The sequence below is a fragment of the Rhodococcus sp. NPDC003322 genome (assembly GCF_053589555.1).
The window spans coordinates 453,300-468,920 of the sequence record NZ_JBSFSC010000006.1; the positions used below are offsets into that span (position 1 = coordinate 453,300).

Sequence of the window (15,621 nt, forward strand, 5' to 3'; positions counted from 1 at the left end):
TCCGGCCATCGGTTTCCTCCGTGGCCGGAGTTCGGTTGGACCGCCTACGGTTACACCACCGACTTCACGCGAGCCTGGTCACCTGTCGTGAGCGCAAACTGCCGACTGGTGTACGTGGATGAGCATGAAGCCTCGGCGTTCCTGATCGACTGGCCGGCCAACCTGGTGGCACTAGCAGGGCTCTTCGTCATGGCCATCTCAGCGCTGGTTTGGTTCCGCTCGCGCCGCGCCGCAGTCTAGAAGGTGAAGGCCAGGAACGGTGCGGGTCGACGCTTCCCTCGTCGACCCGCACCGAGACTACGGGCCGGTGTTCGAATGCTCCTGGGGTTGACAGGACATGCACAGGAACCTTTGGGTGCCCGGATTCGGGTTGGTTGCCGGGCCCGCTGCCGTGCCGGTGTCGATGGAGGCAGGTTCTACGATTTCGGGCATGACTGCCGTCCCTCCGTCCACCTCCCTCGCCGTGGCAACGTGGCCGGATGTCGCCGCTCGTCCGGCGTCCATCGCGGTGCCTGTCGGGTCGCTCGAGCAGCACGGCCCACACCTGCCTCTCGACACCGACACGCGGATCGCGACCGCGGTGGCCGCGGCGCTGCCGGGATTCGACCTCGCGCCCGCGATCGCGTACGGCGCCAGCGGAGAGCACGAGGGATTCGCCGGAACCGTGTCCCTCGGTAGTGAGGCGTTGCGGAATCTGGTCGTCGAGTACGGCCGTTCGGCGTGTCGCTGGACCCCGCGCCTGCTGTTCGTCAACGGGCACGGAGGGAACGCGCCCGCCCTCGCGGACGCAGTGGCCCTTCTGCGGTACGAAGGCCGGGACGTGGCCTGGCTGCCGTGTGCCGTACCGAGCGCCGACGCCCATGCCGGGCACACCGAAACAGCGCTGTTGCTGCACCTTTCGCCGGACGTGGTGCGCACGGACAGGATCGAGGCAGGCGATCTGCGGCCGATCGCGGAACTGATGCCCGACCTCCGGGCCGGGGGTGTCGCGGCGGTCAGCGCGAACGGGGTGCTCGGCGACCCGACCGCCGCCGACGCGGAGGAGGGGGCCCGACTGTTCGACCGGATGTGCGAGCTCGCGACTGCGGCGGTGAGTCGGTGGCAGCCGGATGTCCGCGGGATGTTGCGGTGAGGCCAGATCCGAATACGATCGCCTGATGCGTCAAGCTCGACTGCCCGACGGATTCGGGGTGCGACTCGATCCGACGGTGCGCGCCTTCTCCGACGGACGAGTTCTGATCGGGGGATCGCCGACCCGGATGCTCAAACTCGCGCCGACCGCCGCCGCGATGATCGGGGACGGCTACCTGAAGGTGGTCGACCAGCAGTCCGCTGCGGTCGCCCGGCACCTGCTCGACTCCGGTGTGGCGAACCCGCGCCCGATGAGCTCGCCGCCCAGTCACGACGTCACCGTCGTCGTCCCGGTCAAGGACAACATGGTCGGGCTCAACCGGCTGCTCCCGGCGCTGCACGGCCTGACCGTCATCGTCGTCGACGACGGGTCGGCCGAGCCGATCACCCCGCCTCCCGTCCGGGGCCGCGGCGAGGTCCGGGTGCTCCGGCACCCGGAATCGCGTGGACCTGCCGCCGCCCGCAACACCGGGATGGAGGCCGCGACAACCGAGTTCGTCGCGTTCCTCGATTCGGACGTCGTGCCGCGGACCGGCTGGCTCGATGCGATGCTCGGGCACTTCAGCGACCCCGCCGTCGCGATGGTCGCGCCACGGATCGTCGCCCTCGAACCGAACGGGGGAGCGCTCGCCCGATACGAGCACGCCCGGTCCTCGCTGGACCTCGGTCGCAAGGAGGCGCCGGTGCGGGCGGGCAGTGCGGTGTCGTACGTGCCGAGTGCGGCGATGCTGGTGCGGCGGCGGGCTCTCGACGAGTGCGGTGGCTTCGACGAGGCCATGCATGTCGCCGAGGACGTCGACCTGTGCTGGCGGCTGCACGAGGCGGGCTGGCGGTTGCGGTACGAGCCCATCTCGCACGTCGCGCACGACCATCGGGTGTCGTTCCGGAAATGGTTCGGCCGCAAGATGTTCTACGGAACGGGTGCGGCGCCGCTGGCGTCCCGGCATCGCGGGCTGGTGCCGCCCCTGGCCATGTCGTGGTGGACGCTCGCCGCCTGGCTGCTCGCCGCCACCGGAACCCGCATCGGGGTGGTCGGGGCCCTCGCCACCCAGGTGGTGACGGTGCGTCGGCTGCGCCGTACGTTCGGTGAACTCGACCAGCCGACCCGGATCGCCACCGTTCTCGCGATTCAGGGCATGGCCGGCGGGGCCTGGCAACTCGCGTCCGCGGTGTGCCGGCACTACTGGCCGGTGACGGTGCTCGCCGCGATCTGCTCACGGCGTGTGCGCAGGGCGGTGGTTGCGATCGCGGTGGCCGAGGGCGTGGCGGACTGGTGGACCCACCGCGAACCGGGCGGACTCGGTCCGGTGCGGCACGTCGTCTACAAGCGGCTCGACGACCTCGCCTACGGGGCGGGCCTGTGGCGGGGCGCGATCACGCACCGCAGCCTCGCCGCCCTGACTCCACGCCTGACCCGGTGACACCGGGGCCGGTTCCGGGCGCCGATGTGATCGTGGTCGGAGCCGGTTCCGCCGGCTGCGTCGTGGCCGCCCGGTTGAGCGAGAATCCCGACCGGACCGTGACGCTGGTCGAGGCGGGGGCGGTCGCCGGCCCGCCCGGGCCGCTCGGGGTGCTGCCGGTCGGGCCGGACAGCGATGTCGTCTGGCGGTACCCGGCGCAGCTGCGCGACCGGATCGGCGAACCGCTCACCACCCTCGCGCGGGGTCGGGTGCTGGGCGGGTCCGGCGCCGTCAACGGCGGCTACTTCCTCCGCGGCACCGCCGCAGACTTCGATCGCTGGCCGTCGTCGTGGTCGTACGAGCGGGTGCTGCCCTACTTTCGCAGACTCGAGTCGGACCCGTTCGGGGACCGCCGCTGGCACGGTGACCACGGCCCGATCCCCGTCGTCCGCACCGCTCCCGGCGATCTGCATCCGGTCAGCGCGGCGTTCCTCGAGGGTGCCACCCGGGCCGGCTTCGGGTACCGCGCGGACCTCAACGAACCGGACGCCGCAGGCGTCGGGCCGGTGCCGTTGAACGCGCGCGACGGCCGGCGGGTGAGCACTGCAACGGCCTATCTGTCGCCGCACCTGGGCCGGCCGAACCTGCGGGTGCTCACCGGGGCGTCGGCCCGCAGGGTGCTGCTGTCGGGCGTGCGGGCGGCGGGCGTCGAGGTCGAAGCGGCGGGTCGCCTGGAGGTGCTGCGGGGCGACACCGTGGTGGTGTGCGCGGGTGCCGTCGGTACACCACACCTGTTGATGCACTCCGGAATCGGCCCCGCGCAGCATCTTTCGGACATCGGGGTGCGAGTGTCCGTCGACCGGCCGGGTGTCGGTCAGGGGTTCGAGGACCATCCGGAGGTGACGGTCGGCTACCGGCCGGTGACGGCACTGCCGCACCGCCCCGACCGGGCGATCCTGGAGGTGGTTCTCGAAGCGGAGGACGTCGAGCTTCGTCCCTACACCGCGCCGTTCGGCCGCTCGATTCCCGGCGTGGACGACCCGCTCGGCCGGATCGGGGTGGCGCTGATGCGGCCGCGCAGCCGCGGAGAGATCGTGCTGCGGTCCGCCGAGCCCGCGGACCCGCCGCTCGTGCGGTACCGCTACCTGAGCGACGGCGCCGATCGCCGCGCGCTGCGTGCCGGGCTGGACCTGGCCCGGGACCTGGTGGCCGGTCCGCCCTTCGCCGAGCTGACGGCTCCGCCCGCGCGCGGAGCCCTCACGCTCGAGGACCTCGGCACGTCGATGCACCTGTCGGGCAGCTGTGCGATGGGCTCCCCGGACGATCCCCACGCGGTCGTGGACGAGCGATGCCGGGTGATCGGGGTGGAGGGGCTGTGGCTGGGCGACGGCTCGGTGATGCCGTCGCTGCCGTCACGGGGGCCGCACGCGACCACCGTCATGATCGGGGAGCGGGTCGCGGAGTTCGTCGCCGCCGTCCTGGACGGCTGACCAGTACTTCTGTCGTCGCCGGTCGGGGCCGACACGCGACCGGGTTCGTGTGACTGGCGTTACAGTGGGGGTACCAGCCTCGACGGAGGGACTTCCTTGAGCACCACCGCGCGCAGCAACCCCTGGGTGGCCGTTCGACCGGGCGACGACGTCGCGCAACTCGCCCGCACCGTGTCCTCCGCGCACCGCTCGTTCATGGCGGGTGCGGCCCCGCAGACGGACGATCCCGAGGACGAACCGCTGGTGCGGCCGGTGGTGTTCGATTCCTGGCTGCGCAGCCGCAATCGTGGTGTGAACCCCGAGACCGTCGGCGAGGGCGGCGATCTCGACGGAGTCGAACTCGAGAGTTACCGTGCCGCCCACCCGATGGCACTGGTTCGGCCGGTCGTGCGCAGGCTGCTGGTCGACGACGCGGCCGACACCGGACTGCTCGTGGCGATCAGCGACGCCGACGGCCGGCTGCTGTGGGTCGAGGGGGACTCGGCGGCGAAGGACCGCGCTGTCGCGATGCACTTCGTGGAGGGCGCCGACTGGAGTGAGGACCGCGTCGGCACCAACGCCCCGGGCACCGCGCTCGCAGTCGACCAGTGCGTGCAGATCTTCGGGGCCGAGCATTTCAGCGCCGCCGTGCACGACTGGAGTTGTTCGGCGGCCCCCGTGCACGACCCGATGAGCGGGCAGATCCTCGGGGCCATCGACATCACGGGCGGTCACCGGGTCGCCGAGCCGCAGGTGCTCGCGTTGGTGCGGGCGACGGTCGCGGCCGCGGAGGCCGAGTTGCGGTTGCACCTGCTGAACTCGCCGCGGTTGCTCGGCACCGCGGTGCCTCGGCTGGCGGTACTCGGGTCGGAGCGGCCCACCCTGGTCCGGGACGGCGAGCGGATCCCGCTCTCGCGTCGGCACGCCGAGATCCTGCTGCTGCTCGCCGACCGCCCCGAGGGTCTGTCGGGCGATCAGCTGGCGATCCTGCTCGACGAGTCCGAACTCGACGCCGTCACCATCCGCGCCGAGATGTCCCGGCTTCGCAAGGTGTTCGGCGCGGATGGCCTCGGGTCGCGGCCGTACCGGCTGCTGGCAGACCTGGGTACCGATGTCGGTGACGTGCGGCGCGCGCTCGAACGCGGAGACGCGGCCGCGGCACTGGCGGCCTACCGCGGCCCGGTGCTCCCCGGGTCGGTTGCGCCGGGGGTCGACGAGATTCGCGAACAGCTGCGGGTCCGCATGCAGGCGGCGCTGCTTCGGGCCGGCGACCAGTCCCTCCTCGCACGCTGGACCGCCACGGCCGACGGTCGCGAGGATTCGACGGCGTGGGCGGCGTATCTCTCGTCCATCGACCCGAAGTCTCCGATGTACGACCAGGTCAGAGCGCGTATCGCGATCCTCGACGAGCAGTTGGGCCGATGACGGCTGTGTGCGCAACGTAGTTGCAACCCCCACCCTCGTAGTGTCCTGGATCACAGCAACGACCTCACGCAGCAGTGACGGATACCAGAGGAGTTTCGATGACCGTGTACGCCCGCCCGGGTTCGCCCGACGCGCTCATGTCCTTCCAGTCCCGCTACGAGAACTACATCGGCGGGCAGTGGGTTCCTCCGGTCAAGGGGCAGTACTTCGAGAACACCACGCCGGTCACCGGCCAGCCGTTCTGTGAGATCGCGCGCGGCACCGCCGAGGACATCGAGCTCGCGCTCGACGCCGCCCACGCCGCCGCCCCGGCCTGGGGCAAGACCTCCGTTGCCGAGCGCGCGGTGATCCTCAACAAGATCGCCGACCGCATCGAGGAGAACCTCGAGTCGATCGCCCTCGCCGAGTCCTGGGACAACGGCAAGCCGATCCGCGAGACCCTCAACGCGGACATCCCGCTCGCCGTCGACCACTTCCGCTACTTCGCGGGAGCCATTCGCGCGCAGGAGGGTTCGCTGTCGGAGATCAACTCCGACACCGTCGCCTACCACTTCCACGAGCCGCTCGGCGTCGTCGGACAGATCATCCCGTGGAACTTCCCGATCCTGATGGCCGTGTGGAAGCTCGCCCCCGCGCTGGCTGCAGGCAACGCGGTGGTCCTCAAGCCGGCCGAGCAGACCCCGGCGTCGATCCTGTACCTGTTCAGCATCATCGGCGACCTGCTGCCGCCGGGTGTGGTCAACATCGTCAACGGCTTCGGCACCGAGGCGGGCAAGCCGCTCGCGTCCAGCCCGCGGATCAAGAAGATCGCCTTCACCGGTGAGACGACCACCGGCCGGCTGATCATGCAGTACGCGTCGCAGAACCTGATCCCGGTCACCCTCGAACTCGGCGGCAAGAGCCCGAACATCTTCTTCTCGGACGTCCTCGCCGCGAACGACGACTACCAGGACAAGGCCCTCGAGGGGTTCACGATGTTCGCGCTGAACCAGGGCGAGGTGTGCACCTGCCCGTCCCGGTCGCTGATCCAGGAGGACATCTTCGACGAGTTCCTGGCGATGGCCGCGATCCGCACCAAGGCGGTCCGGCAGGGCGACCCGCTCGACACCGACACGATGATCGGCGCGCAGGCGTCCAACGACCAGTTCGAGAAGATCCTGTCGTACATCGAGATCGGCAAGTCGGAGGGTGCGAAGCTGATCACCGGCGGTGAGCGTGCCGACCTCGGCGGCGACCTGGCCGGTGGCTACTACATCCAGCCGACGGTCTTCACCGGCAACAACAAGATGCGGATCTTCCAGGAGGAGATCTTCGGACCGGTGGTGTCGGTGACCTCCTTCAAGGACTACGACGAGGCCATCTCGATCGCCAACGACACCCTCTACGGTCTCGGTGCCGGTGTGTGGTCCCGGGACGGCGGAGTCGCCTACCGCGCGGGCCGTGACATCCAGGCGGGCCGGGTGTGGACGAACACGTATCACCAGTACCCGGCGCACGCCGCGTTCGGTGGCTACAAGCAGTCCGGCATCGGCCGCGAGAACCACCACATGATGCTCGATCACTACCAGCAGACCAAGAACCTGCTGGTGAGCTACGCCCCCAAGGCGCAGGGCTTCTTCTGATCCCCTCGGTCAGAAGAGTGCGCGGCGCCCGCCGATCCACCCCCTCGTCGGCGGGCGCCGCGTTTTCCACACCTCCACGAATTCGGTTGAATCCCCAGTCATCGAACCCAGTCACACGTTCCGGACGGAGACCACGATGGTCGACACGATGAAGGCAGCGGTTGTTCACGAGTTCGGCAAGCCCCTGGTCGTCGAAGAGCTTCCGATACCGCGACCCGGACCGAACCAGGCGCTGGTCAAAGTCGAGACCAGCGGGGTGTGTCACACCGATCTGCACGCGGCAGAAGGGGATTGGCCGGTCAAGCCGAGCCCCCCGTTCGTGCCGGGACACGAGGGCGTGGGAACCGTCGTCGAGCTTGGTGACGGGGTCACCGAACTTGCGGTCGGGCAGCGGGTCGGCAACGCCTGGCTGTGGTCGGCGTGCATGGAGTGCCGGTACTGCCGCACCGGCTGGGAGACGTTGTGCGAGAAGCAGGTCAACGGCGGCTACTCGGTGAACGGCTCCTTCGCCGAGTACATGCTGGTCGACTCTCGCTTCGCGGCCCGCATCCCGGACGGGGCGGATCTGGTCGAGGTGGCGCCCGTGCTGTGCGCCGGGGTCACCGTCTACAAGGGCATCAAGGTCGCCGACGTGGTGCCGGGGGAGTGGATCACGATCTCCGGCATCGGCGGCCTCGGTCACGTCGCCGTCCAGTACGCGACGGCAATGGGACTCCGCGTCGCCGCGGTCGACGTCTCCGACGACAAACTCGACCTCGCGCGCAGCTTCGGCGCGGAGGTGTTGGTCAACGCGGCGAAGGATGATCCGGTCGCGAAGATCCAGGAGGCCACCGGTGGCACCGACGGTGTGCTGGTGACCGCCGTGCACCCGAAGGCGTTCGGTCAGGCCATCGGCATGGCCCGCCGCGGCGGCACCATCGCGTTCAACGGCCTGCCGCCGGGTGACTTCCCGGCCCCGATCTTCGACACCGTGCTCAAGGGGCTGACGATTCGCGGGTCGATCGTGGGTACCCGGCAGGACATGGTCGAGGCGCTGGACTTCTACTCCCGGGGCAAGATCCGCCCGACGGTGCACACTCGACGGCTCGACGAGATCAACGACGTCTTCGACGAACTGCGGGCCGGCACCGTCGACGGCCGCGTCGTCCTCGACTTCAGGTGAACGGGAACAACGGGTGAGAGGGGACCGTCGGTGAGCGATGGGTTGTCGGTGGGAGCGGTGCCGCGGATCGTCGCGACGGTGGCGGCGGCCGACCTGCTGCGCAGGCTCGCGCCGATCCACGGTGCGCTGATGATGCACCAGTCCGGCGGATGCTGCGACGGCTCCGCCCCGATGTGCTACCCCGGAGGGGAGTTCATCGTCGGTGACCGCGACGTCCTGGTCGGGGTGCTGGACCTGCGTCTGGGTGTCGGGCAGCTCCCCACCGATCTTCCCTCCGGTGTCGATGCGGTGCCGGTGTGGATCTCGGGGCCTCAGTTCGAGCTGTGGAAGCACACCCAGCTGGTGATCGACGCCGTTCCCGGTCGCGGTTCCGGCTTCAGTCTCGAATCGCCCGAGGGCCTGCGGTTTCTCAGCCGCGGTAGAGCATTCGCCGACGACGAGGTCGTCGTGCTGGAAACCGACGAGCCGATCACCGGCGAGCAGTGGGAGGCCGGTCGGCGGCCGCTCCCGCCGTCGGTGCCGCAGATCGTTGCGGAGGCGGCGGACGCCTGTCCAGTCCCTCGGCGCTAGCAGCGTCCGGGGGGTGACCGAACCCGCCTCAGGGCACCGAACGACACGACCCGGCGGGATTCTCTCTCGCCTTTTCGGGACAGTGGCCTGGGTCACGAGTCCGACCTGTACAGTCCGATGAACTGGACGGTTGTACAGGAAGGATCTTCGTGCGCGCGCTACTGATCGCTGCACTCACGGCATTGACTCTCGGTGCGGCGCCGCTGGGCGGCGTCCCGCTCGCCGACGCGGCGCCGGCGGTGAACGGCTGGACGCTGCCGCAACTGACGGTCGAGGGGCGAGTGATCAAGGACGTCGAGGGGCGGACGGTGCTGCTCCGCGGGGTGAACGTCAACCAGCTCAACGACTACGCCGACAACGGCACCGGGCTGCCCACCGTGATGCCGCTGGAGCGAAACGATTTCGCGCGAATGGCCGCGATGGGATTCAACGTGGTCCGGCTCAATGTTGCGTGGTCGGCGCTCGAACCCACGCCGGGGGCGTTCGACGAGGCGTACGTGGATCGGATCCGCACGGCGGTGCGGGACGCGAAGGATCACGGCCTCTACACGGTGCTCGACATGCATCAGGATGCGTGGGGCAAGTCGGTCGGCACGCCGGCAACCGAGCAGTGCCCGCCACTGACGAAGCCCGGGATCGGGTGGGACGGCGCCCCCGCGTGGGCGACCCTCACGGACGGGTGGACCACGTGCACGGTCGGTGGGGTCCGTGAGGTCTCGCCTGCGGTCGCCCGGGCGTTCCAGGCGTTCTACGACGACGAGCAAGGCGTGCAGAGCCACCTCGTCGCGACCTGGGCCCGCCTTGCGGCGGAGTTCAGGAGCGAGCCCGCCGTCGTCGGGTACGACCTGCTGAACGAGCCCAATCCCGGTCTGCGTGACCCCGTCACCGCTGCCGACCAGATCGGACGCTTCTACCAGCGTGCGATCGACGCCATCCGGCGGGCGGAGGCCGGAGGATTCGCGCACCTGGTCATCTTCGAACCCAGCGCCGTTTGGTCCGGATTCGGACTCGACGCGCTGCCGCCCCGGCAGTACCTGACGGATCCGCTCGTCGTGTTCTCGCCGCACCTGTACAGCCAGTCGATCACCGTCAGCAGCGATTTCCCCACCGTCGAAGAGGGATTCAGAATCGCGTCGGACGCGGCCGCCAACTACGACGCGCCGCTGTGGACGGGCGAGTGGGGCTGGTGGGGCGACGACGCGGCGGCCGACACCGACCGTTTCCTGGATGCGATGGACCGTTTCCGGATCGGTGGTGCGTGGTGGTCGTGGACGCAGGCGTGCGGCGATCCGCATGCCGTGCGGGACGGCAACACCGGCACGCCGCAGGAGAACCTCAATCGTGTCGACTGTCCCTCCGGGACCCCGCTCGGGCCGATCGAGGATGTCGCGACCGCACTGTCGCGTTCGTACCCGCGTGCGGCTCCCGGTGAGTTGACCGAGGTGACGCGGGGCGGCTTCGCCGGCACGGGGTCCGGTCGCCTCGAGGCCTGGTACCCGGGCGTGGAGCGGCCGGACCTGCGCACCGTGAACCTGTCCGATGTCGCCCTCGATCGGATGGACGGGGGATGGCGGCTGACGGCGCACGCGGAGGGTGACTACTCGGCGACGCTCGACTAGGGCATGTCGACCGGTACGACCCTGTCAGCTGTCGGGGTCGTATTCGAACGCGCGCACCGGCACCACCCGCGCCCTGGGGCGGTTGGGCGTTCGTGCCGACGACGCAAACCCCTCGCCCGTCGACTCGACGGGCGAGGGGTTTGCGACCACGCGGGGGGTCGGGCGCTCAGGTTGTTCGGGCGCTCAGCGCGGTCAGCTTGCGCAGTCCCGCCGGGTAGAGACGCCTGCCTGCGAACAGCGCCACGATCGCGGCCAGGTAGCAGAGCGGCGCGAGCTGCAGCGCCTCGAGCAGTCCGAGCCGGTCGGCAAGGATACCGATCACGAAGGGGCCCAACGCCAGTCCCAGAACGTTGTTGGCGACGGTCAACGTGCCGAGCGCGGACGACCGAACCGACGGGTGGGTGAGTCCGGCGACCATCGCAGCGGTGGGGCCCGAGCTACCGGCCGAGAAGAAGCAACCGATTCCGATCAGAACCAGTTGCGGCGCACCGGGTCCCATGCGGAACCCGATCCCGAGTGCGACCAGCGAGATCGCGCAGAAGGCGATGGCGCTGCTCCAGCGCCGCGCCGGGTCGCTCCGGCCGACGCGGTCGGTGATCATCCCGCACACGATCATGCCGATCGCGATCAGCAACACGAACACCGAGGCGATCGCGCCCGCCTTGTCGGGGGCCATGTCGTAGTACCGGTTGAAGAAGCTGGGCGCCCAGGCGAGCATGACCGCGGCGGTGAACATCTGCAGCCCGCCACCCAGGTAGGCGCACCACACGGCGGAGTTCGTGAACAGGCTCGACACCGGAACCCGGATGGTAACGCCCCCGGGTGCGGTCGTCCCCGGAGTCTCGTCGGCGGCGTGCTCGGCGAGTCGCTTTTCGGTGACCACCGCCCGGAACGCCGCGACCAGGATGAGTCCGAGGACCGCCATCGCGGCGAACGACCAGCGCCAGCCCAGGTGCACGGCGATGACACCACCGAGTGAGACCCCGACGACCGAACCGAAGGAGCCGCCCGCCATGAACGCGCCGCTGAGTGAGGCGTGGACGCGGGGCGCGAAGACGGAGAGGACAACCGCGATCCCGACGCTTCCGTAAGCGGCCTCGCCGACACCCACCAGGAAGCGGGCGGCGAGCATCTGCTCGTAGTTGGATGCGATTGCGCACAGCAACGTCGCGATGCTCCACAACGTGGCCATCAGCACCAGGGACTTCACTCGCCCCCACCGGTCGGCCAGCAGGGACAGCGGGAACGTGAGCAGGCCGACCATCAGCGCGACCACACTGGTCAGCGATGCGAGCTGGGAATCGGTCAGTGCCCATTCCGTTTTCAGGAACGGGAAGACCGCACTGAGAACCTGGCGGGACATGTAGTCGGACAGCAGCAGTCCGAACGCGAGAGCGAACACGAGCCAGGGGTAGAGCGTCGACCGGCGCCGGGGCCCGCGCGCGGTGACTTCCGTCCCTGTGGTGGTGGTCCCGGTGGTCTGTCCGGACGGTTGATCGATCGTGGTGGGCGGCAGTCCCATGGATGCTCCTTGGAGGGCGACTGGACGGGAGGTGCTGGTGGGGTGTCTCCGGAGGCGGGTCAGGACGCCGCGCGGCGCGACTCGAACGCCTCGAGTTCCTCCTCGAGAATCGGCACGCCGAGATTGCAGGCGTGGATTCCCAGGACGCTCACCATTTCCAGAACCGTGAGAATCTCCTCGCGGGACACTCCGAGTTCGAGTGCGGCCCGGATGTGCCGCCGGACGCCGGGGGCGTACAGGTGGGTGGCGGCGGCATCGATCGCGATGCTGAGGAGTTCGACGAACTCGGGTGTGAAGACCCCGCGTCGTACCGGGGTGGCGTTCATCGCCATGAACTGCTCGGTCCATTCCGGGTCCCAGCGGGACAGGGTGTCCCACAGTGGATTCCAGCTACCGTTTCGTCGCATCAGGTCGATGGTCGGCGTTCGGGCCGGTTCGGGATTCGTGGTCATGCAGCACTCGTTTCACGCAGGGGGTGAATGGGGCGACGCTGACAGCGGCCCCGCCGAAAGTGGCGTGCATCACGTTATCCCGGCCGTGAACCGGATAGTTACCCCTCCGGGACGTCATTCTGTGCATTTCGGGACACGCCCTGTCCCGCCGCCCGCTTGCGCCACTCGCGCGGGCTCATGCCGAACTGCTGGTGGAACCACCGGGAGAAGCTGCTCGGCGTCGAGAAGGCGAGCATCTCGGAGATCTCGGTGAACGAGTAGCGGCTGCCGGTGACCATGCGGTTCGCGAGTTCGGCCCGGGTCGAGTCGAGGACCGCGGTGAACGTCAGGCCGGACTTGGTCAGGTGCCGATGGACGGTGCGGCGGTCGACGCCGAGACTGCGCGCCACCTGGTCGATCGAGCACCGGCCCGTCGGGAGCAGGAGCTCGACGAGTTCGCGCACGCGGGAGGTGATCGTGGGCTCCTCGGGAACGGACAGGGTGTCGAGGAACTGTCGGGCGTAGGAACGCAGCAGTGGATCGGACAGCCTGTTCGGTTCGTCCAGATCTGCGGTGTAGGTGACGATTCCGGAGTAGGCGGCGTCGAAGACCAGCGGGGCTCCGAACACCTGGCGATGAGTGGTGTCGTCCGCAGGTCGGGGGTGTTCGAAACGCACGGACACCGGGTGCCATCGCTCACCCAGCAGGTGTGCGAGCAACTGGTGCATCGCGGTGACCGCCAGTTCGACGGACTGCCGCACCGCGATCGGCTCGCCGGGATCGACGTTGATCCGGATCGTTGCCAGTCCGTCGCGTTCCGAAAGACGGATGTGCAGCGACTCGTTGTACATGTGCTGGTACCTGATCAGCAGGCGGACCGCGCTGCGGGCATCCGGTTCCTCGCGCAGGCTGACGCTGAGGGGGCCGAGGGTGGACAGCCGCCGGCGCTCCGCAAGTTTCAGGGCGAAGTCCTGGCGGCCGGACTCCGCGGCCGACAGTTCGAGCAGTCGCACCACCGCCGACGCCGGCACCCACCGATCCTGCAGGTCGAGCCCGGCGGGGTCGAGGTTGACGCTGCGCAGCAGTCGGCCCGGGTCGAGCGACAGTGAGCGGGCCAGCTCGATGTATCCGGTCAGCGACGCGTATCGCGCGAGAGGTTTGGTCACGACATCACCTGTCCCGAAACGACAACAAATATGTCCCCTGAGGATAAGTGTGATGGGGATCGCTTGGCTAGTGTCGTGTCATCGGGGTCACAACCAACCATCGGTAACTCGAAACATGTTGTGGCTCAGCGGAAGAACCGCCCCTATCGGTGGGCGGGCCCGCGACGGACGACCGAGAGACCAGGAGAACCCAATGGCGCACGCGATCCGTTTCCACGAAACCGGTGGTCCGGAAGTCCTGAAGTGGGAGTCGGTGGAGGTCGGCGACCCGGGACGCGGCGAGGTTCGAGTCCGGCACGAGGCGGTCGGACTGAACTTCGCCGACACCTACTTCCGGACGGGCCTGTACCCGGCGCCACTGCCCGCGGGAATGGGTGTCGAGGCAGCCGGCGTCGTCGAGGCGGTCGGTGCCGGTGTCACCGGGTTCCGGGAGGGAGATCGTGTCACCTACACCGGCAGCCCGCTGGGCGCGTACAGCACCGAGCGCGTGATGCCGGCCGAGCATCTCATCGCGCTTCCCACCGGAATTGCACTCGAGACCGCAGCGGCCATGACCATGCGGGGTCTGACCACGTCCTACCTGCTGCGCCGGATCCACCCGCTGAAGGCCGGGGACACGGTACTGCTGCACGCCGCGGCGGGCGGGGTGGGCCTGATCTTCTGCCAGTGGGCGAAACTTCTGGGCGTCAACGTGATCGGAACGGTGTCGACCGACGAGAAGGCCGCCGTGGCACGCGCCCACGGATGCAGCGAGGTCATCGTCTACACACGGGAGAACGTGGCGGAGCGGGTCCGCGAGCTGACCGGCGGGAAGGGAGTGCCGGTGGTCTACGACAGCATCGGCGCGTCGACGTTCCAGTCGTCGCTGGACTCGCTCGCCCGCCGGGGTCTGCTGGTCGCCTTCGGGACCGCATCCGGCCCGATCCCGCCGATCGACGCCATGCAGCTCGCGGTGAAGGGATCGCTGTTCGTGACCCGGCCGGCGCTGGCCGACTACATCGCCGACCCGGCCGAGCGCGCCGAGCTCGCCGGCGAACTGTTCGACCACGTCGCGGCGGGGCGCATCGCGATCGAGATCAACCAGCGGTACGCGCTCGAGGAGGCCGAGCAGGCCCATCGAGACCTGGAATCGGGCATCAGCGTCGGATCGTCCGTCTTCGCGCTCTGACCACCCCACCACAGGAGACAGTCATGACCACAACCGTCGACCTCGGGGCCGCCCGTAGCGGTGCGGGTGCACGAGCCCCGATGGATGTCCGGCCTCTGACCTGCAGCATCGGCGCCGAGCTCCGCGACGTCGATCTCGCCGAGGTCGCGCGCGACGACGCGCTCTTCGGGGAACTGAAGTCGTTGCTGCTCGAGCACAAGGTGCTGTTCCTCCGGGATCAGGACATGAGCCGCGCCGAGCACGTCGCGTTGGCGGAGCGCTTCGGGGCGCTCGAGGACCACCCGGTGGTCGGCAGCGACCCCGAGTACCCCGGTCTGGTCCGGATCTACAAGGATCTCGACAGCCCGCGCGAGGCGTTCGAGAACGCCTACCACTGCGACGCGACGTGGCGCGAGAACCCTCCGATGGGGTGCGTGCTCCGGTGCGTCGAGGGCCCGGAAGTCGGCGGCGACACCATCTGGGTGAACATGGCGCTGGCCTACGAGCGGCTTCCCGAACGCGTCAAGGAGCGGATCGCGGGCCTGCGGGCCCGGCACAGCATCGAGGCGTCGTTCGGTGCGCGTCTTCCGCTCGAGAAACGCCTCGAACTCAAGGAACGATTCCCCGACGCGGAGCACCCTGTGGTCCGTACGCACCCGGACACCGGCGAGAAGATCCTCTTCGTCAACAGTTTCACCACCCACCTGACGAACTTCCACACCGCGGAGAACGTCCGCTGCGGCATCGACTACGCCCCCGGCGCCGGCGAGCTACTGCGCTACCTGCAGAGCCAGGCGACCATCCCGGAGTACCAGGTGCGGTGGCGCTGGACGAAGAACAGCGTGGCGATCTGGGACAACCGGTCCACGCAGCACTACGCCGTCCAGGACTACTGGCCCGCGGTCCGAAAGATGGAACGCGCAGGCATCGTCGGCGACCGACCCTTCTGAACAACAA

General features: G+C 69.2%; 14 protein-coding genes. 11 read left to right on the forward strand and 3 right to left on the reverse strand.

The genetic code is table 11. The features are described from left to right. The first annotated feature begins 108 nt into the window (after window positions 1–108). The 9 genes from ACWDUM_RS24595 to ACWDUM_RS24635 all read left to right on the forward strand — a co-directional run bounded on the left by ACWDUM_RS24595 (window position 109) and on the right by ACWDUM_RS24635 (window position 10,398). On the forward strand, window positions 109–240 hold the full coding sequence (locus ACWDUM_RS24595; protein ID WP_450135975.1) for a hypothetical protein: 132 nt from the start codon (window positions 109–111) through the stop codon (window positions 238–240). Between the two features lie 190 nt (window positions 241–430). Continuing rightward, a complete protein-coding gene (gene mftE, locus ACWDUM_RS24600) occupies window positions 431–1,132 on the forward strand; it encodes a mycofactocin biosynthesis peptidyl-dipeptidase MftE (RefSeq protein WP_450135976.1) in 702 nt (233 codons plus the stop codon). A gap of 25 nt (window positions 1,133–1,157) precedes the next feature. After that, a complete protein-coding gene (gene mftF, locus ACWDUM_RS24605) occupies window positions 1,158–2,552 on the forward strand; it encodes a mycofactocin biosynthesis glycosyltransferase MftF (RefSeq protein ID WP_450114562.1) in 1,395 nt (464 codons plus the stop codon). Then, window positions 2,549–4,021 carry a mycofactocin dehydrogenase MftG gene (gene mftG / locus ACWDUM_RS24610; protein WP_450135977.1) on the forward strand — a complete coding sequence of 491 codons (1,473 nt, stop codon included), beginning with the start codon at window positions 2,549–2,551 and terminating at the stop codon, window positions 4,019–4,021. Before mftF ends, mftG begins: the two co-directional genes overlap by 4 nt. A 96-nt stretch (window positions 4,022–4,117) precedes the next feature. Then, window positions 4,118–5,425, forward strand: a complete 1,308-nt coding sequence (locus tag ACWDUM_RS24615) for a transcriptional regulator (protein ID WP_450135978.1) — start codon at window positions 4,118–4,120, stop codon at window positions 5,423–5,425. Window positions 5,426–5,523: 98 nt separating this feature from the next. Next, a complete protein-coding gene (adh, locus tag ACWDUM_RS24620; protein WP_450114559.1) occupies window positions 5,524–7,047 on the forward strand; it encodes an aldehyde dehydrogenase in 1,524 nt (507 codons plus the stop codon). A gap of 136 nt (window positions 7,048–7,183) precedes the next feature. Then, window positions 7,184–8,209 (forward strand): alcohol dehydrogenase AdhP, encoded by a 1,026-nt coding sequence (gene adhP, locus ACWDUM_RS24625; RefSeq protein WP_450114558.1) that lies wholly within the window; start codon window positions 7,184–7,186, stop codon window positions 8,207–8,209. Between the two features lie 30 nt (window positions 8,210–8,239). Then, complete coding sequence (locus ACWDUM_RS24630) at window positions 8,240–8,779, forward strand: DUF779 domain-containing protein (protein WP_450135979.1); 540 nt, start codon at window positions 8,240–8,242, stop codon at window positions 8,777–8,779. Window positions 8,780–8,928: 149 nt separating this feature from the next. Further along, the gene (locus tag ACWDUM_RS24635; RefSeq protein ID WP_450135980.1) at window positions 8,929–10,398 is read left to right on the forward strand and encodes a glycoside hydrolase family 5 protein; all 1,470 of its coding nucleotides are present in this window, start codon (window positions 8,929–8,931) and stop codon (window positions 10,396–10,398) included. Between the two features lie 166 nt (window positions 10,399–10,564). Here ACWDUM_RS24635 and ACWDUM_RS24640 read toward each other — a convergent pair whose 3' ends face one another. The 3 genes from ACWDUM_RS24640 to ACWDUM_RS24650 all read right to left on the reverse strand — a co-directional run bounded on the left by ACWDUM_RS24640 (window position 10,565) and on the right by ACWDUM_RS24650 (window position 13,517). Then, on the reverse strand, window positions 10,565–11,920 hold the full coding sequence (locus ACWDUM_RS24640) for an MFS transporter (protein WP_450135981.1): 1,356 nt from the start codon (window positions 11,918–11,920) through the stop codon (window positions 10,565–10,567). A 59-nt stretch (window positions 11,921–11,979) separates the two neighbouring features. Continuing rightward, window positions 11,980–12,372 (reverse strand): carboxymuconolactone decarboxylase family protein, encoded by a 393-nt coding sequence (locus ACWDUM_RS24645; protein ID WP_450114554.1) that lies wholly within the window; start codon window positions 12,370–12,372, stop codon window positions 11,980–11,982. A 98-nt stretch (window positions 12,373–12,470) separates the two neighbouring features. Continuing rightward, window positions 12,471–13,517 (reverse strand): AraC family transcriptional regulator ligand-binding domain-containing protein, encoded by a 1,047-nt coding sequence (locus ACWDUM_RS24650; protein WP_450135982.1) that lies wholly within the window; start codon window positions 13,515–13,517, stop codon window positions 12,471–12,473. 193 nt (window positions 13,518–13,710) lie between these two features. Between ACWDUM_RS24650 and ACWDUM_RS24655 the strand changes: the two genes are divergently transcribed. Next, window positions 13,711–14,685 (forward strand): quinone oxidoreductase family protein, encoded by a 975-nt coding sequence (locus tag ACWDUM_RS24655; RefSeq protein ID WP_450135983.1) that lies wholly within the window; start codon window positions 13,711–13,713, stop codon window positions 14,683–14,685. Between the two features lie 80 nt (window positions 14,686–14,765). Beyond that, window positions 14,766–15,614 carry a TauD/TfdA dioxygenase family protein gene (locus ACWDUM_RS24660; RefSeq protein WP_450136041.1) on the forward strand — a complete coding sequence of 283 codons (849 nt, stop codon included), beginning with the start codon at window positions 14,766–14,768 and terminating at the stop codon, window positions 15,612–15,614. The last annotated feature ends 7 nt before the right edge of the window (window positions 15,615–15,621 follow it).

Excerpts from the sequence above, each read along its gene's own strand:
- mftE (WP_450135976.1), top strand. The coding sequence starts at position 431 with ATGACTGCCGTCCCTCCGTCCACCTCCCTCGCCGTGGCAACGTGGCCG.
- ACWDUM_RS24660 (WP_450136041.1), top strand. The coding sequence starts at position 14,766 with ATGGATGTCCGGCCTCTGACCTGCAGCATCGGCGCCGAGCTCCGCGAC.
- ACWDUM_RS24640 (WP_450135981.1), bottom strand. The coding sequence starts at position 11,920 with ATGGGACTGCCGCCCACCACGATCGATCAACCGTCCGGACAGACCACC.
- ACWDUM_RS24645 (WP_450114554.1), bottom strand. The coding sequence starts at position 12,372 with ATGACCACGAATCCCGAACCGGCCCGAACGCCGACCATCGACCTGATG.
- mftF (WP_450114562.1), top strand. The coding sequence starts at position 1,158 with ATGCGTCAAGCTCGACTGCCCGACGGATTCGGGGTGCGACTCGATCCG.
- adhP (WP_450114558.1), top strand. The coding sequence starts at position 7,184 with ATGGTCGACACGATGAAGGCAGCGGTTGTTCACGAGTTCGGCAAGCCC.
- ACWDUM_RS24655 (WP_450135983.1), top strand. The coding sequence starts at position 13,711 with ATGGCGCACGCGATCCGTTTCCACGAAACCGGTGGTCCGGAAGTCCTG.
- adh (WP_450114559.1), top strand. The coding sequence starts at position 5,524 with ATGACCGTGTACGCCCGCCCGGGTTCGCCCGACGCGCTCATGTCCTTC.